Here is an 18,020-nt window from a genome sequence, read left to right as displayed (position 1 = left end):
CCAAAAAAGCCAAGAGGTTAAGACGTCATGCCGGTGCGTATCGCGATTAACGGGTTTGGCCGCATCGGGCGGCTCGTCCTGCGGGCGATCATCGAGAGTGGGCGCGAGGATATCGTGCCGGTCGCGATCAATGATCTCGGCAGCGTCGAAGCCAATGCCCATCTCCTGCGTTATGACAGCGTCCATGGCCGCTTTCCCGGCGAGGTGACGGTGGAGGGGGAGTCGCTGCGGATCCGCCATGGCGGGCGCGAATGGGGGCCGATCCGGGTCTCGGCCGAGCGCGATCCCGCGAAGGTGCCGTTTGCCGGCGTCGATGTCGCGATGGAATGTACGGGCCTTTTCACCAAGCGCGAGGCTGCCGCCCACCTGCTCGCCGCCGGGGCGCGCAAGGTTCTGGTCTCGGCGCCGGCCGATGGCGTGGACGCGACCGTGGTTTACGGTGTCAATCATGAGGTGCTGACCCCGGCGATGACCGTGGTTTCCAACGCCTCCTGCACGACCAACTGCCTCGCGCCGATGGCCAAAGTGCTGCATGACGCGTTCGGCGTCGAACGCGGCTACATGGTGACGATCCACTCCTATACCGGCGATCAGCGTACCGTCGACACGCTGCACAAGGACCTGCACCGGGCGCGGGCAGCCGCGGTTTCGATCATTCCGACCACGACCGGCGCCGCGCGCGCGATCGGGCTCGTTATCCCTGAACTTAAGGGCAAGCTCGACGGCACCGCGATCCGCGTGCCGACGCCCAACGTTTCGCTGGTCTCGCTCGACGTCAACCTCGCCCGCCCGGCCGATCCCGAAACCATCAACGCCGCCTTCCGCGCCGCCGCCGAAGGCACGATGAAGGGAATCATCGTCTATAATACGGAAAAGCTCGTTAGCGTCGATTTCAACCATGTCAGCGCGTCCTGCAGCTTCGATGCGTCGCAGACCTCCGTCGTCGATGGCAAGCTCGCGCGGGTGATGGGTTGGTACGACAATGAGTGGGGTTTTTCCAACCGGATGATCGACACTGCCGCCCGTCTCGGGGCGTTATAGGGTACCCGCCTTGGAAGCCGCGCCGGGCCGGGGACGAGAGAGCAAGGTTCCCGAAGTCACTCTCGTTTTCTGGATCATCAAGATCGCCGCGACCACGCTTGGCGAGACCGGCGGCGATACGGTGACGATGACCCTCGGTTGGGGCTATCTCGCCGGAACCTTGCTGTTTCTGGTTGCGCTCGTGGGTCTCGTCCTGGCGCAGATCGCGGCGCGACGCTTCCACCCGCTCCTTTACTGGGCGACCGTCATGGCCTCGACCACGTTCGGCACCACCATGGCCGACTTCGCCGACCGCTCGCTCGGCTTCGGCTATCCCGGCGGGGCGAGCCTGCTGTTCGTTCTGCTGATGGCAACCCTTGGCCTCTGGTACCGGACTCAGGGCAGCATCGCCGTCACCACCGTTGCCGCGCCGCGGACGGAACTGTTCTACTGGGCGGCCATCACGTTTTCGCAAACCCTCGGCACCGCGCTCGGCGACTGGGCAGCCGATGGCGGCCTCGGCTATGACGGCGGCGCGCTGGTCTTCGGCGCCGCCCTCGCCGTTCTCGCCGTGCTCTATTTCCGGACCAAACTTTCGCGGGTCGCGCTGTTTTGGGCAGCTTTCATCCTAACCCGGCCGCTCGGCGCGACCGTCGGCGATTTTCTCGACAAATCACGCGCCGAAGGCGGCCTCGCGGTCAGCCGCCCGCTCGCGACGCTCGCCTTCGCCATCTTCATTCTCGCCTGCCTCGCCCTCCTGCCGCAGCGGGCAGGACGGCATCCCGGCGGCCAAGAGACAGGGTAAGATGGGGCAAAGGATTGTTCTTTTTTGAAAAAAGAACCAAAAAACTTTTGAGATTTGAGGGGCGTGGCCGCGCGCCACGCGAAGACCAGGGGGCGTCAGCCGACCGCGCCGCTCTCGCCGGCCAGCCGCCGCACGGTGTAGGTTTTCGCCAAGGCGGCGACGATGGCATCACCATGCGGCGTGTCGCGCGCCTCGACCATCAATTCCAGCCCCGCCGATTGCACGCTCGGTGACGCGAATAAACGGTGATGTGAGACATCGATGATGTTGCCGCCGGCCGCACCGATGGTGCCGGCGATATCGGCGAGCACGCCGGGACGATCCGGGATTTCGAGGCTGAGGCGAAGCAGCCTGCCATCCCGCAGCAAATTGCGCAGCAGCACGTTGGCGAGAATGCGCGCATCGATATTGCCGCCGCAAACCGGAATCCCGACCCGCCGGCCAGCAAAGCGCTCGCGATAGGCGAGCACGGCCGCCAGCCCCGCCGCGCCGGCGCCCTCGGCGATCACTTTCGCCCCCTCGGCGAGCAGCGCGATCGCCTGCTCGATGGCACGCTCAGGAACGATCAGCACGTCGGAAACCAGCTGCCGGATCAGCGCCAGCGGGATTTCGCCGATATCGCGGACGGCGATGCCCTCGGCGATGGTCGGGCCGCCGACCGCAACCGTCTGGCCGGCCAGGCGCTGGGCGAGCGCGGCATAGGCGGTGACCTCGACGCCGATGATCTCGATCCCCGGCCGCAGTGCGCTCGCCGCGACTGCGCAGCCGGCGAGCAGACCACCACCGCCGACCGGGACCACGAGGACGTCGAGATCGGGGACCGCTTTGAGGAATTCGAGCGCGAGCGTGCCTTGCCCGGCAATCACCCCAGGATCATCATAGGGATGGATGAAGACCAGCCCATCGCGTGCCGCGAGCCGATGCGCCTCATCGGCCGCTTCCGCCAGGGTCTCGCCATGCAGCACCACCTCGGCGCCCCAGCCGGCCGTTCGCGTCACCTTGGTCGCCGGGGTGAAGCGCGGCATGACGATGGTCGCGCGGATGGCATCGAGACTGGCATGGCGGGCGACGGCTTGGGCGTGATTGCCAGCCGAAACCGCGATGACGCCGCGCTTGCGCTCCTCCTCAGTGAGCAGCGCCAAGCGGTTGGCGGCGCCGCGCTCCTTGAAGGCGCCGGTCGCCTGGAGATTGTCGAGTTTGAGGAAAACCCGTGCCCCGGTGGCGCGTGAGAGCGTATCGGCCGCCATCGCCGGGCTTACGAGAACGCGGCCGGCGATGCGCGCGCAAGCGGCCTCGACATCGGCGAGGGTGACGGCAAGGGAGGACATCGACGCTCAGCCGAAGCTGACGGTCAGGATTTCGTAGCTGCGATCGCCGCCCGGCGCCGGCACCGAGACCTGATCGCCGGGCTTTTTGCCGATCAGCGCCTTGGCCAGCGGCGAGGAAATCGAAAGCCGCCCGGCCTTGATATCGGCTTCATGCATGCCGACGATCTGATAGGAAGCCTCCTGCTCGGTTTCCTCGTCGATCAGACGGACATGGGCGCCGAACTTCACCTGATCGCCCGAGAGCAGGGCGGGATCGATCACCTCGGCGGCGCTGACGATCTCCTCGAGTTCCGCGATTCGCCCTTCGATGAAGGATTGGCGCTCCCGCGCGGCATGGTATTCGGCGTTTTCCGACAAATCACCATGGCTTCGCGCCTCGGCGATGGCGCGGATAATACCCGGCCGCTCGACCGATTTGAGATGACGCAGCTCCTCCTCCAAGCGTTGCAGGCCAGCGGCCGTCATCGGAAACTTCTGCACGTCGTTGCCCTCGATCTCTCGACCAGTCGAGAAAAGATAAGGCCGGCCGCCCGCTTCCGGGCCCCGGCATGGGAGCCAGAATGGGTCAAACCCACCCCGGCCGGTTCAGAACGATCCGTGAAAATACCCCTGCAGCGGCGCGACTTCAAGCTCTCCTGCGCGCAGGGCAGCGATCGCGTGCACGGCGGCGCGGGCGCCGGCGATGGTGGTGTAATGGGGAACCCCGTGGGTGAGCGCGCTTCTTCTGATGTCAAAACTGTCATGCACCGACTGCGCGCCCGACGCCGTGTTGATCACCATCTGCACCTCGCCGGAGCGAATCGCATCAACGCAATGCGGCCGGCCTTCAAGCACCTTGTTGACGACCGCGACCGCGAGCCCGGCGTCCCGCAGCCGCGCCGCCGTTCCCCGCGTCGCCAGAATGTGAAATCCCATCTCGATCAGACGCCGGCCGAGCGAGACCACGGCCTGCTTGTCGCCATCCTTGACCGAGAGGAACACCGTCCCCGCGGCCGGAAGCGTGACCCCAGCGCCGAGCTGCGCCTTGGCGAAGGCGCGCTCGAAACTGGTATCGAGCCCCATCACCTCGCCAGTCGATTTCATCTCCGGCCCAAGAATGACGTCGACATCGGGAAAGCGCGCGAACGGGAACACCGATTCCTTGACCGCGACATGGGCGCCGAGCGCATTTTCATGCAAACGCGTGGGATCGAGCTTGATCCCGGCCATCGCCAGGGCTCCGAGTTTGGCAACCGGCAGGCCGGTCGCCTTGGCAACGAAGGGAACCGTGCGCGCGGCACGCGGATTGACCTCGAGGACGTAGATCGCATCGCCCTGGATCGCATATTGCACATTCATCAATCCGACCACTTTTAGCGCTCGCGCGAGCGCGACGGTCTCGGCGCGGAGTTCGGTGACGATCGCCGGCGGCAGCGAATAGGGCGGCAGCGCGCAGGCACTATCGCCGGAATGGATGCCGGCCTCCTCGATATGCTCCATAACGCCTGCAACATGAACGGTCTCGCCATCACTGATGCAATCGACATCGACCTCGATCGCATCGGCGAGATAGCGATCGATCAGCACCGGGTTGCTGCCGGAGACGCGCACCGCTTCGCGCATATAGCGGGTGAGGCCGGCGCGATCATGAACGATCTCCATCGCCCGCCCGCCGAGCACATAGCTCGGCCGGATCACCACCGGATAGCCGATGCGCTCGGCGATCGCCTCCGCCTCCGAGGCCGAGCGCGCCGTGCCGTTCTCCGGTTGCAATAGGGCGAGGCTTTGCAAAAGTTTCTGAAACCGCTCGCGATCCTCGGCGATGTCGATCGCCTCGGCGCTGGTGCCGAGAATGGGAATGCCGGCGCACGCGAGCGCTTGCGAGAGCTTGAGCGGCGTCTGCCCGCCATATTGCACGATGCAACCGAGCAGTTTCCCTGCCGACTGTTCGCGTCGCACCAGCGCGATCACGTCTTCGGCGGTAAGTGGCTCGAAATAGAGCCGGTCGGAGGTGTCGTAATCGGTGCTCACGGTTTCGGGATTGCAGTTGACCATGATGGTCTCAAACCCCGCCTCACGCAGCGCGTAAGCGGCATGAACACAGCAATAATCGAACTCGATCCCCTGGCCGATGCGGTTCGGGCCGCCGCCGAGTATGATGATTTTTTCCCGCGTGCTCGGCGCTGCTTCGCAAACCGGCGTGCCGAAGCCGCCCTCATAGGTCGAATACATGTAAGGGGTCGCGGAGGCGAATTCGCCGGCGCAGGTATCGATCCGCTTATAGACCGGCGTCACCCCGAGCCGAGCGCGGTGTTCGACGACATCTGCCTCGCGTCGCCCGGTGAGTTCGGCAAGGCGCATATCGGAAAATCCGAGCGCCTTGAGGCGCCGGAACGCCATGGCGCTCTCCGGCAAGCCGCTGTCGCGCACCGCCCGCTCGGCGGCGATGATGATTTCGATCTGGCGCAGGAACCAGGGGTCGAATTTGCACGCCTCATGCACGTCCTCGACCGAAAGCCCGGCCCGCAAGGCTTGCGCCGCGACGAGGAGCCGGTCTGGGCGCGGCGTTGAGAGCGCGGCGCGGAACGCGTCTGCCCCGCCATCGCCGGGCGGCGTGATTTCATCGAGACCGGAAAGCCCGGTCTCCATACTGCGCAGACCCTTTTGCAGCGCCTCGGCGAAACTCCGCCCGATCGCCATCGCTTCGCCCACCGACTTCATGCTGGTGGACAAGAGGGCTGGGGTTCCGGGAAATTTCTCGAACGTGAACCGTGGGATCTTGACGACGACGTAATCGATGGTCGGCTCGAAGCTCGCCGGTGTCGTGCGGGTGATGTCGTTCGTGAGCTCATCGAGCGTGTAGCCGACGGCAAGTTTGGCGGCGATTTTCGCGATCGGGAATCCCGTCGCTTTGGAGGCGAGCGCGGAGGAGCGTGAAACCCGCGGGTTCATCTCGATGATCAGCATCCGGCCGGTTTGCGGATCGATCGCGAATTGCACGTTCGAGCCGCCAGTATCGACCCCGATGGCGCGCAGACACGCGATCGAGGCATCCCGCATGCGCTGATATTCCTTATCGGTCAGCGTCAGCGCCGGCGCGACGGTGACCGAATCGCCCGTATGGACGCCCATCGGATCGACATTCTCGATCGCGCAGACGATGATGCAATTGTCCGCGCCATCGCGGACCACTTCCATCTCGAATTCCTTCCAACCGACCACGCTTTCCTCGATCAGCACCTCGGAAACCGGCGAGGCGTTGAGGCCGCCTTGCGCGATCTGGTCGAACTCCTCGCGGTTATAGGCGATGCCGCCGCCGGTGCCGCCGAGCGTGAAGCTCGGCCGGATGACGGCGGGCAGGCCGATTTCGGCCAAGGCGGCGCGGGCTTCGTCGATCGTGTGGGCGATAGCGCTGCGCGGGCTCTCGATGCCGATCGCCGCCATGGCGTCGCGGAATTTGAGCCGGTCCTCGGCGCGGTCGATGACATCGGCGCGGGCGCCGATCAGCTCAACCTCGTAGGCCTCGAGAACGCCGGTTTTCGCGAGCTGCATCGCGACATTGAGCGCGGTCTGTCCACCCATGGTGGGGAGCAACGCGTCCGGGCGCTCGCGGGCGATGATTTTCGTGACGATTTCCGGCGTGATCGGCTCGACATAGGTGGCATCGGCCAATTCTGGGTCGGTCATGATCGTCGCCGGATTGGAATTGACCAGGATGACGCGATAGCCCTCGGCGCGCAGCGCCTTGCAGGCCTGGGCACCGGAATAGTCAAACTCACACGCCTGGCCGATGACGATCGGGCCGGCGCCGATGATCAGGATCGCGTGGAGATCGGTGCGCTTAGGCATTGATCAGGACTCCATCAGCGCGACGAAGCGCCCAAAGAGATGGTGGCTATCGGAGGGGCCGGGACTGGCCTCGGGGTGGTATTGCACGCTGAATACCGGCTTGCCGGTGAGCGTGATGCCCTCGTTCGAGCCGTCAAACAGGCTAGTATGGGTGACCACGACGCCTTCCGGGAGGCTTGCCGGATCGACCGCGAAGCCGTGATTCTGGCTGGTGATCTCGACCTTCCCGGTCGCGAGATCCTTGACCGGCTGGTTGGCGCCGCGATGGCCGCGCGCCATCTTGTAGGTGCGCCCGCCAAGGGCAAGCGCGAGGAGCTGATGGCCGAGACAGATCCCAAAGAGCGGCACCCCGGCTTCGAGCACGCCGTGGATCGCCGGCACCGCGTATTCCGCCGTCGCCGCCGGGTCGCCGGGGCCGTTCGAGAGAAAGACGCCGTCCGGGCGATGGCGGAGGATGTCGTCCGCGCTGGCGGTTGCCGGCACCACGGTAACGCGGCAGCCCGCGGCGGCGAGTTCGCGGAGAATGTTGCGTTTCGCGCCATAATCAACCGCGACGACGTGATGCCGCGGCGCGGTCTGCCGGCCATAGCCTTGGCCCCACGCCCAAACCGTCTCATCCCAAAGGTAGCTCTGGGTGCAGGAGACGGTGCCGGCGAGATCCATCCCCTCAAGACCCGGCCAGGCGGCGGCGGCGGCACGCAGCGCCGGCAGATCGAAGCGGCCATCTTTCGGGTAGGCGAGCACAGCGCTCGGCGCCCCCTGGTCGCGGATGCGAAGGGTCAGCGCTCGTGTATCGACGCCAGCCATGCCCGTGACGCCGCGCCCGGCGAGCCATTCATCGAGGCCCTCGGTTGCCCGCCAATTCGCCGGCGCCGTGATATCATCGCGCAGAATCAGGCCGCGGGCGGCGATCATCGAGGCCTCGACATCCTCGCCATTGACGCCGACATTGCCGATATGAGGAAAGGTGAAGGTGATGATCTGGCCGGCATAGGAGGGATCGGTGAGGGTCTCCTGATAGCCGGTCATGCCGGTATTGAAGCAAACCTCGCCAAGCGGCGGCGCCTCGGTGGTCATGGCGCCGAGGCCGCGGCCCCAGAACACGGTGCCGTCGGCGAGCACGAGCGCTGCGGTCGCGCCCTCGGGGGGATGAGCGATGGCGGACATGGGGTCACTCCGGGATGGGGCGCGAGGCAGATCGGCGAGGGTGAGCCCGGTCGCGGCGAGCAGCGCCGGCCAATGGCGTGCTGGAATGCTCCGCGCTTGGCGCCATTTGCGCAGCGCCTCGGTGCCGACGCCGAGCTGTTCGGCGGCGGCTTCGGCGCCACCGAGACGGGCGATCAGGTCTTCGACGGTGAGGGACATGGGAAGATTATGTGGGAAATGATTTCCCATAACAATGGGAATTTTAGGTTTGGGAAAAAAAATCCCAATGAGCCGCGCCGAAAGGGGTCCGGCTGATGGCGTTGCCACCGGGTTTTCTCGAGGAATTGCGCGCCAAGACGCCGCTTCCGGCGCTGATCGGGCGGCGGGTGCGCCTTACCCGCGCGGGGCGGCAATGGAAGGGCTGCTGCCCGTTCCACGGCGAAAAAACGCCGTCTTTTTATGTCTATGACGACCATTACCATTGTTTCGGCTGCGGCGCCCATGGCGATGCGATCAGCTATGTCATGCAGGCCGAGGGGCAGAGCTTCATCGAGGCGGTGCGCGGCCTCGCGGCCGAGGCTGGGCTCGCGGTGCCGGAGGAGGGACCGGATGCCGCCGCCGCGGCGCGCACGGCGCGGGATAGTATCGCCGTGCTCGAACACGCCGCTGAGAGCTTTGAGCGCCGCCTGTGGCTTCCCGAAGGCGCTGGCGCGCGCGCCTATCTGGCCCGACGCGGGGTGAGCGAGGCGACGGCCCGGCGCTTTCGTCTCGGCTTCGCGCCGGGGCGCGGGGCCTTGACCGCCGATCTCGCGCGCGATGGGATTACCCCAGCGGCGATGATCGAGGCCGGCCTTCTCCGCCCGGCCGAAGACGGCCAGCTGGCGCGCGAGTTCTTCACCAACCGGCTGATTTTCCCGATCGGCGACCGCCGCGGGCGGATCGTGAGCTTCGGCGGCCGGCGCCTCGATGACAGCCAGACCAGCGCGCCGAAATATCTCAACGGGCCGGAAACCGCGGTCTTTTCGAAGCGCCGCACGCTTTACAATCTCGATCGCGCCGCGCCCGCGAGCCGCGCCGGCGCGGACATCCTGGTGGTCGAGGGCTATATGGATGTGATCGCCCTCGACCAGGCCGGGTTTCCCGGCGCGCTGGCGCCGCTTGGCACCGCGCTCGGCGTCGAGCATCTCGAAGCGCTCTGGCAGGCATCGCCGGTGCCGCTGCTTTGTTTCGATGGTGACGAGGCCGGGGCGCGGGCGGCGCTGCGCGCGATCTCGCTCGCGCTGCCGCTGATCACCCCCGAGCGCAGCCTCGAAATCGTGCCCCTGCCGCCGGGTGAGGATCCTGACAGCCTGCTCGGCCGCGCCGGCGCGGCCGGCTTCCGCGCCGAGGCGCTGGCCCGCCGCCAACCCTTGCTCAGCGCGCTTTATGCGCTCATCCGCGCTCAGTTCCCCGGCGCGACGCCGGAGAGCCGCAGTGGGTTTTTCGACGCCTTGATGGCGGCGGCAGAGAGCATCGACCATCGCAGCCTGCAATGGGAATATCGCCGGGCATTGCGTGATCGTTTCTTTGCCGAATTCCGCCGCCCGCCGACGCCGCCGGGCGGCGCCAAAGGGCGCGCGCGCGGCGCGCCATCGCGGGGGGAGAGAGCGGTGTTCCCGTCGCCGCCACGGCTGCGCACAGCGCCTCGCCCTGGCGATCAGACACGCGAGCGGGTGCTACTCGCGGTGCTGCTCCATCACCCGGCGTTGGCGCTCGAGGTCGAGGAGGCGCTCGGCGGCCTCGCTTTGCCCGCGCCGTTGAGCCGGCTGCGGGAGGCGCTGCTCGCCTGGGTGCGCAATGCGGCGATGGCGGCGCCGGAATCAGCCGATGTTGCGGCCGCGGCGGGACTAAATTCGCATCCGGCGCTTGACTCTCCTGCTCTCATCGACCATCTCGCCGAGATCGGGCTAGGTGAGCAGGTGGCGGAGGTGCGGGCTTGCGCGCCGGCATTTGCCGTGCCTGGGGCGCCGTTGGCGGATGTGGCGGAGGGGTGGTGGCATTTTTTCGGGTTTTCGCATCGCGAACGGTTGCGTGAGGAACTGGCCGCGGCGCAGCGGGACTTCGAGGCGAACCCGACCCCACGCGCTGAGCGGCGCGTCTTGGCGTTGCGCGAGGCGCAAAATCGCCTCAATGCCGGTGAGACCCATCCCGCCGGGAACGACGGGGAGGGGGCGGGCGGTAATGAGGCCCATGGGCATGGGATTGAGGGCCGGCGCGGCGGCGCGGCTTCGGGCTTCGCCGAGGGATGAAGTGTTACATCGGCCGCGCGGGGACGCCCCGCGGCCATGTTGCGGGGAGTATTTTTTCTGATGGCAACCAAGACCACCGCTGCGGAGGCGCCGACCGCCGAGACCGATCTCGACACTAATCTGCTCGATATCCAGTCCGCCGCGGTCAAGCGCATGATCGCGCGCGGCAAGGAGCGCGGCCATATCACCTTCGATGAGCTGAATGCCGTGCTGCCGCCCGATCAGAACAGCTCCGAGCAGATCGAGGACGTCATGGCCCAGCTCAACGAGATGGGCATCCAGGTGGTCGAGAGCGAGGAGGCCGAGGAGGCCGATCCCGTTGCCAAGCCGGAGCGCGAAGAGGAGGAAGCCGAGGAGCCCGGCGGCAATGTCGACGAGGAAAGCCTCGGTCGCACCGATGATCCGGTGCGCATGTATCTGCGCGAAATGGGCAGCGTCGAGCTGCTCTCGCGCGAGGGCGAGATCGCCATCGCCAAGCGCATCGAGGCCGGCCGTGAGATGATGATCGGCGGGCTCTGCGAGAGCCCGTTCACCATCCGCGCCATCATCGCCTGGCACGATGCCTTGAAGGCCGGGCGCATGCTGCTCCGCGACATCATCGATCTCGAAGCCACGCAGGGCGGGCCGCCGAACGCGGGCGGCGAGCCGGGCGGCGATGATGGCGGCACTGACGCGATGCCGCCCTCGGTAGCGGGCTTCGCCGCTGGCGAGGAGGGCGATGAGGACGAGGAAGGCGAGGGCGCCGGCCTTTCTCTCTCGGCGCTCGAGGAAAAGCTCAAGCCCGAGGTCCTGGCGAATTTCGAGGAGATCGAGGCGCTTTATAAGAAGCTGCAGAAGATGCAGTCCCGCCGCCTCGGTGCCATCACCGGCGGCGAGGCGGTGAGCGCGCGCAGCGAGAAATCCTATGAGAAGCTGCGCGACGAATTGGTCCAGAAAGTCGAGCAGGTGCGGCTGCATAATAACCGCATCGAAGAGCTGGTGATGCAGCTCAAGGAACTCAACAAACGCCTGATGGCGCAGGAGGGGCCGCTGATGCGGCTCGCCGAATCTTGCAAGGTCAGCCGCGAAGATTTTCTTGCCCAATATCACGGCCATGAGCTGGATCCGAACTGGCTGGAGCGGGTCGGCAAATTGCCTGGTAAAAGCTGGAAGAATTTCGTTGCCCGCCACGGCGAAGCCATCGCTGAGATTCGCGCCCGCATCGCCGAGGTCGCCAATGACGCAGGTTTGCCGATTAGCGAATTCCGCCGCATTTATGCAACCGTAAGCCGTGGCGAGCGCGATTCGGCGCGCGCCAAGAAGGAGATGATCGAGGCCAATCTCCGCCTGGTGATCTCGATCGCGAAGAAATATACCAATCGTGGCCTGCAATTTCTCGATCTGATCCAGGAAGGCAATATCGGCCTGATGAAGGCGGTGGATAAATTCGAATATCGCCGCGGCTACAAATTCAGCACCTATGCCACCTGGTGGATCCGCCAGGCGATCACCCGTTCGATTGCCGATCAGGCGCGCACCATCCGCATTCCGGTGCACATGATCGAGACCATCAACAAGCTGGTGCGCACCTCGCGCCAGATGCTGCATGAGATCGGTCGTGAGCCGGCGCCGGAGGAACTGGCCGAGAAGCTCGGCATGCCGCTCGAGAAAGTGCGCAAGGTGCTCAAGATCGCAAAAGAGCCGATCAGTCTCGAGACCCCGATCGGCGACGAAGAAGACAGCCATCTCGGCGATTTCATCGAGGACAAATCGGCGATCATCCCGATCGACGCCGCGATTCAGGCCAATCTTCGCGAGGCGACGACGAAAGTGCTCGGCAGCCTCACCCCGCGCGAGGAGCGGGTTCTGCGCATGCGTTTTGGCATTGGCATGAATACCGATCACACGCTGGAGGAGGTCGGCCAGCAATTCAATGTCACTCGCGAGCGCATTCGTCAGATCGAGGCCAAGGCGCTGCGCAAGCTCAAGCACCCGAGCCGGAGCCGCCGGTTGCGCAGTTTCCTCGACGATTGAGGGCGGCGCGGGCAACGGGGCGCGGCCGATGGAGCCGGTGACAAGGGTTTCGGTGCGGGTCTCGTTTCTTCGCCTCGATCAGGCGCCGGCCACGCCGCCGACGCCCCTCCCCGAGGGCGCACAGGTGGTGACGCTGGCCGCGCCGAGCGTCACCTATTATCGCTTTCTCTATGACACGGTCGGCGCCGATTATCTCTGGTGGCTGCGCCGGGTGACGCCGGATGCGGAACTCGCGCGCTATCTGCGTATCCCGGGCATCAGTGTTCATGTGCTTTATGCCGGCGGTGAGCCGGGCGGATTTTACGAACTCGATGCCCGGCCGTGGCCGGTGGTCAATCTCAGCTATTTCGGGCTGATGCCGCATTTCATCGGCCGCGGCTTCGGCAGGCCGTTTTTGCGGAATGCCGTCGATCTGGTTTGGCGTCACCGGGCGCGGACGATGACCCTCAACACCTGCACCGCCGATCATCCGCGGGCACTGCCCGGCTATCTCGCCGCGGGTTTTACCGTCTATCGCGAGATCGATGAAGTCTGGGAGGTGCCGCGCCGGCTCGGGATGACGATCCCGGCGCGTTTGCGGCCGCTCTCAGGCTAATTTTATCCCGATCCCGTTATTCCCGCCCCATCCGATAAAACTCGTCATTCGGGCGGAAGGCGAGGCTGTTGGCGAGGCGGTTCGACATGCCGAAAAAGGCGGCGATGGCGGCGATGTCCCAGCAATCCTCACGGCTGAAGCCGTGGTCGAGAAGCAGGGTATAATCCTCGTCCTCGATCTGATGGGAAGAGAGCGCCACTTTCATTGCGAAATCGAGCATGGCGCGTTGGCGCGGTGTGAGATCAGCCTTGCGATAATTGGTTGCAATCTGGTCCGCGATCAGGGGGTTTTTCGCCCGGATGCGTAAAACCGCGCCATGGGCAATCACGCAATATTGGCATTGATTGGCAGCCGAGGTTGCGACCACGATCATTTCGCGCTCGGCTTTCGAAAGCCCGCCGTCTTTCGCCATCAGTGCGTCGTGATAGGCGAAGAACGCACGGAATTCGTCCGGTCGGTGGGCGAGCGCGAGCATGACATTGGGGACGAAGCCGGATTTAGCCGCGGTCGCCTCGATGCGGGCGCGGATATCCTCTGGCAGATCCGAGAGCGAGGGGACGGGGAAGCGGCTGATGGCGGCAGTCATGAATTCTCTCCTCTTGCTTGCTCTGGTCTCGCGCCGCGCGTCTTCTGCGGCGCGACATGACGAAGTGCTGCGCGAACCGTCTCGGGGTTCGCCGCCGGGGCGGGGAAGGCGAGGCGGCGGGTAGCATCGTCTTCGGCGATGTCGCAGCCATCGAGATCGATCGCGACGATGTGTTCGCCGGCCGCCCGTTCGGCATTGGCCTCGGCGATGATCTCGCGCTCGGCAGCGGTGATCGCGGCGACGGCTTCGGGCGCCGGGCGGAGCTTGGCCTGCGTGACCTGTCGCGCGAGTCCGAAGCCGCCGACATAATGCGCCTCCTCAACCGTGAGGCGCCAGAGCGCGAAATCCCCGAATCCAGCATAGAGCGCGGCGTAAGGGTGTATGGCAAGATAGCGGGCGCGCAGAGCCGCATCTTCGGTCGGCGCGGCACGGCCGATAAGAGTTACGCGCGGCGTCGTCTGCGGGTTGGGGCCATTCGCCGCGCCGGCGATCAGGAGGGCGCAGCGTGGTTCGACGCGAAGATGGCGAGTGTGCTCGGAGAGGCCCGAGAGCAGGAGGAGGGGCGCGCACCCGGCATCGAACGCCGGTGTCACCAGCGAAACGAAGGGCTGCCCCGCATCGTTGACGGTTGCAAGGCTTCCGACCCGCGCCGCGCGGGCGAGGGAGCGGAGCGTGAAGCCGAGATCGGCGCGAGAGTCGGGGGATGAGTGGTTGGTCATGCTTCGGTTATCCTATCGGCCGCGTGGCGTGGTATGTCGATGCTGTGCCGGTTCTCGGAGGTGGTTATGAAGCACACCATTGCCCTGGTCGATGACGACCGCAATATCCTAACTAGCGTTGCGATGACGCTGGAGCAGGAAGGCTTCCAGGTGCGCACCTATACCGACGGCGAAAGCGCGCTGCAGGCGCTGCTCGCTCGCCCCGCTGATCTTGCCGTACTCGACATCAAGATGCCACGTATGGACGGGATGGAGCTGCTCCAGCGCCTGCGCGCCCGTTCCGCGATGCCGGTGATTTTTTTGACCAGCAAGGACGAGGAGGTGGATGAACTGATGGGACTCCGGCTCGGCGCTGATGACTATATCACCAAGCCGTTCAGCCAGCGCCTGTTGATCGAGCGCATCCGGGCCTTGCTGCGCCGCAACGAGGCTGGCCGCGCCGAGGGCTCCGGCCAGCCGGCCGCCGGGATCATCCAGCGCGGCGATCTCGTGCTCGATGAGACGCGGCACCGCTGCACCTGGCGCGGCGCCGATATCGACCTCACTGTTACCGAATTCCTGCTTTTGAAGGCGCTGGCGGCGCGCCCGGGCGTCGTGAAGGCGCGTGACCAGCTCATCGATGCCGCGTATGGCGAGAATATTTATGTCGATGACCGCACCATTGACAGCCACGTCAAACGCATCCGCAAGAAATTCCGCGCCGTCGATGAGCGCTTCAACCAGATCGAGACGCTTTATGGTATTGGCTACCGTTACAAAGAGCCCTGACGATGGGCATAAATTCGGGAACTGACCCTTCATTTTCCTCCGAAAAAAAGAAAATCTTCCCCTTGCTTTGGCGGCCCGGCGATTTTTGGAGAAGGGCAGGGGGGCAGGCCCTGCGCCATGGCAGAAAGTTTTTTGGTTCTTTTTTTCAAAAAAGAACACTTTCGTCAGCCAACCATGTGGCTGGCGCAGCTCCTGCGGCGCCGGCTTTTGCCCCGCGCTTGGTGTCGCCCCTCCTGCGCCGTATCCTTCTCGTCAATGCACTGCCGCTCGCGCTTCTGGTGGTGACCCTCCTCTATCTCGACCAATATCAGAATGGGCTTTTGGAGGCGGAGGTGCTGACGCTCCGCGAACAGGCGCGGATCTATGCCGGCGCTCTCGGCCAGGCGGCGGTCGCGATCGAGGCTTCGGGCACGGCGCGGCTGGTGCCGGCGCTCGCCCGCCCGCTGCTCCGCCGCCTGACCGAGCCGACGCCGAGCGCCGAAGCCAAGCTCTATGGCCCAGACGGCACGGTGATCGCCGATAGCCGCCAGCGCGAGGCTGGCGGCGGCAGGTTTGAGATGGACCCGATCCCGCCGGCGGTGCCGCGCAGCCATGTCGCGAGCGTGATCGAACAGGTCTATGACTGGGTGCTCGCCCATCTGCCGCACAACCCGGCGGCACCGACGCTGGAGGCCGGGCCGCTCGCCGGTGGAATCGACTGGCAGCCCGATGTGCGCGAGGAATTGCGCACCGAGGGGGCGGCGCGCTCGCGCGAGACGCCGCCCTATATCCGCCGCACCACTGACGGCCAGCTGCTGGTAACCGTCGCCGAGCCGGTGCAGCAAAACGCCCAGACGGTTGGCATCATCCTGCTCACCCGCGAAGCGCGCGAGGTCGATGACAGCCTCTATAACGTGCGGATGTCGATCCTCGCGCTGTTTTGCTTGGCGCTCGGCCTTACGGTGATCATGTCGTGGTATCTCGCGCGGACCATCGCCCGGCCGATCCTGCGCCTTGCCGCCGCCGCCGGCGAGATGCGCGAGGGCCAGGGGCGGAGCGGCGCGGTGCCGCGCCGGCTGCTCGCCCGCCGCGACGAGATCGGCGCCCTCGCGCACGCCCTTGCGGAAAGTGCGAGCGCGCTCTGGGCGCGGATGGATGCGATCGAGCGCTTCGCCGCCGATGTCGCGCATGAGATCAAGAACCCGCTTTCCTCGATCCAGAGCGCGATCGAGACTCTGCGGCGGATCGAGGATCCGGGCCAGCAGCGGCGCTTGCTTGCCATCATCGCCGAGGATGTGCGGCGCTTGGACAGGCTGATCAGCGATATCTCGGATGCGAGCCGCGTCGACGCCGAATTGTCGCGCACCGCGACCGAGCTGGTCGATGTCGCGCCGATCCTGGCGACGCTGGCCGATATCCACGCCGCGACCCTGAGCAAGGGCGAGCCGCCGCTGATCGTCGTCGCGCCGGAAAGCGGCCTCGTGGTGCGCGGGGTTGCCGATCGGCTGGTGCAGGTGTTGCGTAATCTGATCGCCAATGCTCGTTCTTTCAGCCCACGCGGCGGGCGGATCATGCTTGCGGCGCGCGAGATAGATGGCGAGGTGGAAATCACCGTCGAGGATGAGGGGCCGGGCATTCCCGAGGCCAAGCTTGAGCACATTTTCGACCGGTTTTACTCCGAACGCCCGCAGGGCGAGCGTTTCGGCCAACACTCCGGGCTCGGGCTTTCGATCAGCCGCCAGATCATCGAGGCGCTGCGCGGGCGGATCCGCGCCGAAAATCGCCGCGACGAAAGCGGGCGAGTGATCGGCGCGCGCTTCGTCGTGCGGCTGCCGAAAGCCTGAGGCCGGTTACGACATCGGTTTCTGCCCACGCCGCCGGCGGAGCAGCGGCAGGCCGGCGAGCCCGGCGAGGATCAGCGTCGCCGAGGAGGGCTCGGGCACCGAGGATTGAACTGGTGTGCCGGTGACGAACACCAGATCGGGGGTCGTCGTCGTGGTCGGCAGGAAGCTGACGTTTTCAAAGGCGCTGCCCCAGGTCTGGGCGTTGAAAATCTCGATCGGGTAATAGCCAGCTTGCGTGAAGGTCACGGTATCAGTCGCGGCGCTATAGGTATTGCCGAACATCAGGGTCGCGACGCCGTTGGAGGTTTCGATGCCATTGGCATTCTCGAATCCGACGACGCTGCCGCTGCCGATCGCGCCACTGCCGCCGAGCAGGATCTCGGTGCCGTCGTCGTTCAAACCTGCGTTCGCGACGGCAAAGGTATAGGAACTATTGGGCTGCGAGACGTGGATATAGCCGCTCTGGTCGAAAATCAGGTTGTTCCAGGTGTTTGTGGCGGCTGAGGAGGGAAGCGTGACACCGCTGACGAGATCCGTCGCATATTGATTCCCGGTACCACTCAATACGCTTGCGATGGAATTGCCGCCGCCACCGATCGCGACGAAACCATAGCTATTGATCGCGGTATCGGTGAACGAGAAATAGGGTGTCGCGGTGTAGGTGAGCGCGCCGGTGCCGGTGCCAGGCGTGCCGCTCGGCAGCGTGGTGATCGTCCCAGTCTGGGCTAGGGTTTCGAGATTGGCCATGCCTTGCAGATTGGGATAGCCAGAGGTACCGGGGCCACCCTCGAGATTACCGGGGCCGCCGGAAGTCAGTCCCGGGGAGAGGGTCCAGAGTGAGGCGGTGAGCCCCTGGGACACATTGGTCAGCGTGACTGGCGTCGAGTCGGTGTAACTCGTCGGCACGCTGGCGGGCGGCGTCACCACGTAATCGGCTTTCGCCGATCGCGCCGCGGCGATGGAGAGCGCCAGGGCGGATACCGTCAGCAACGCGGCCTTGCCGGAGGGACGATCGAAAATCGCTATCATCCTGCTCTCCACTTCCCACGATTAACATTAATTAACGATGCTCGATCGTCACTAAATTTTCGATCAATGTCA

At 65.4% G+C, this 18,020-nt stretch carries 14 protein-coding genes; 7 read left to right on the top strand and 7 right to left on the bottom strand.

Annotated elements, in window-relative coordinates; all coding sequences use genetic code 11:
- The first annotated feature begins 27 nt into the window (after window positions 1-27).
- Window positions 28-1,041, top strand: coding sequence for a type I glyceraldehyde-3-phosphate dehydrogenase (gene gap / locus ACP5M5_RS10445; RefSeq protein ID WP_427937163.1), 1,014 nt, complete (start codon window positions 28-30; stop codon window positions 1,039-1,041).
- A gap of 10 nt (window positions 1,042-1,051) precedes the next feature.
- The gene (locus ACP5M5_RS10440; protein ID WP_427937162.1) at window positions 1,052-1,825 is read left to right on the top strand and encodes a COG4705 family protein; all 774 of its coding nucleotides are present in this window, start codon (window positions 1,052-1,054) and stop codon (window positions 1,823-1,825) included.
- A gap of 95 nt (window positions 1,826-1,920) precedes the next feature.
- On the opposite strand, the gene ACP5M5_RS10435 is transcribed toward ACP5M5_RS10440, so the two are convergent.
- The 4 genes from ACP5M5_RS10435 to carA form a co-directional block, all read right to left on the bottom strand.
- Window positions 1,921-3,153 carry a threonine ammonia-lyase gene (locus ACP5M5_RS10435; protein ID WP_427937161.1) on the bottom strand — a complete coding sequence of 411 codons (1,233 nt, stop codon included), beginning with the start codon at window positions 3,151-3,153 and terminating at the stop codon, window positions 1,921-1,923.
- A 6-nt stretch (window positions 3,154-3,159) separates the two neighbouring features.
- Window positions 3,160-3,633 carry a transcription elongation factor GreA gene (gene greA / locus ACP5M5_RS10430; RefSeq protein WP_427937160.1) on the bottom strand — a complete coding sequence of 158 codons (474 nt, stop codon included), beginning with the start codon at window positions 3,631-3,633 and terminating at the stop codon, window positions 3,160-3,162.
- Between the two features lie 105 nt (window positions 3,634-3,738).
- Entirely contained in the window at window positions 3,739-6,981 is a 3,243-nt protein-coding gene (carB, locus tag ACP5M5_RS10425) for a carbamoyl-phosphate synthase large subunit (RefSeq protein ID WP_427937158.1), read from the bottom strand.
- A gap of 3 nt (window positions 6,982-6,984) precedes the next feature.
- Entirely contained in the window at window positions 6,985-8,346 is a 1,362-nt protein-coding gene (gene carA, locus ACP5M5_RS10420; protein ID WP_427937156.1) for a glutamine-hydrolyzing carbamoyl-phosphate synthase small subunit, read from the bottom strand.
- Between the two features lie 95 nt (window positions 8,347-8,441).
- Here carA and dnaG point away from each other — a divergent pair, with 95 nt between their 5' ends.
- Genes dnaG through ACP5M5_RS10405 form a run of 3 tightly spaced genes read left to right on the top strand, consistent with a single transcriptional unit; the run spans window position 8,442 to window position 13,023 of the window.
- Window positions 8,442-10,415, top strand: a complete 1,974-nt coding sequence (dnaG, locus tag ACP5M5_RS10415) for a DNA primase (RefSeq protein WP_427937155.1) — start codon at window positions 8,442-8,444, stop codon at window positions 10,413-10,415.
- Between the two features lie 60 nt (window positions 10,416-10,475).
- The gene (gene rpoD / locus ACP5M5_RS10410) at window positions 10,476-12,428 is read left to right on the top strand and encodes an RNA polymerase sigma factor RpoD (RefSeq protein WP_427937152.1); all 1,953 of its coding nucleotides are present in this window, start codon (window positions 10,476-10,478) and stop codon (window positions 12,426-12,428) included.
- A 28-nt stretch (window positions 12,429-12,456) separates the two neighbouring features.
- Window positions 12,457-13,023: a GNAT family N-acetyltransferase gene (locus ACP5M5_RS10405; protein WP_427937150.1), complete on the top strand. Its 567-nt coding sequence runs from the start codon at window positions 12,457-12,459 to the stop codon at window positions 13,021-13,023.
- Between the two features lie 16 nt (window positions 13,024-13,039).
- Here ACP5M5_RS10405 and ACP5M5_RS10400 read toward each other — a convergent pair whose 3' ends face one another.
- Window positions 13,040-13,609, bottom strand: a complete 570-nt coding sequence (locus ACP5M5_RS10400) for a peroxidase-related enzyme (RefSeq protein WP_427937149.1) — start codon at window positions 13,607-13,609, stop codon at window positions 13,040-13,042.
- Window positions 13,606-14,328, bottom strand: coding sequence for a HugZ family protein (locus ACP5M5_RS10395; RefSeq protein WP_427937147.1), 723 nt, complete (start codon window positions 14,326-14,328; stop codon window positions 13,606-13,608). Before ACP5M5_RS10395 ends, ACP5M5_RS10400 begins: the two co-directional genes overlap by 4 nt.
- A 66-nt stretch (window positions 14,329-14,394) precedes the next feature.
- Between ACP5M5_RS10395 and ACP5M5_RS10390 the strand changes: the two genes are divergently transcribed.
- Together ACP5M5_RS10390 and ACP5M5_RS10385 are read left to right on the top strand one after the other, a co-directional pair.
- Window positions 14,395-15,096 (top strand): response regulator transcription factor, encoded by a 702-nt coding sequence (locus ACP5M5_RS10390; RefSeq protein ID WP_427937145.1) that lies wholly within the window; start codon window positions 14,395-14,397, stop codon window positions 15,094-15,096.
- 176 nt (window positions 15,097-15,272) lie between these two features.
- Window positions 15,273-16,919 carry a stimulus-sensing domain-containing protein gene (locus tag ACP5M5_RS10385; RefSeq protein ID WP_427937144.1) on the top strand — a complete coding sequence of 549 codons (1,647 nt, stop codon included), beginning with the start codon at window positions 15,273-15,275 and terminating at the stop codon, window positions 16,917-16,919.
- Window positions 16,920-16,925: 6 nt separating this feature from the next.
- Here ACP5M5_RS10385 and ACP5M5_RS10380 read toward each other — a convergent pair whose 3' ends face one another.
- Window positions 16,926-17,948 carry a hypothetical protein gene (locus ACP5M5_RS10380; protein WP_427937143.1) on the bottom strand — a complete coding sequence of 341 codons (1,023 nt, stop codon included), beginning with the start codon at window positions 17,946-17,948 and terminating at the stop codon, window positions 16,926-16,928.
- Window positions 17,949-18,020 lie beyond the last annotated feature (72 nt).

It is taken from the genome of Acidibrevibacterium sp., from assembly GCF_049965395.1.
GTDB classification, from domain to species: Bacteria; Pseudomonadota; Alphaproteobacteria; order Acetobacterales; family Acetobacteraceae; genus Acidibrevibacterium; species Acidibrevibacterium fodinaquatile.
The sequence above is the reverse complement of the archived record's forward strand: the minus strand, read 5'-3'. Positions and strand labels throughout refer to the sequence as shown.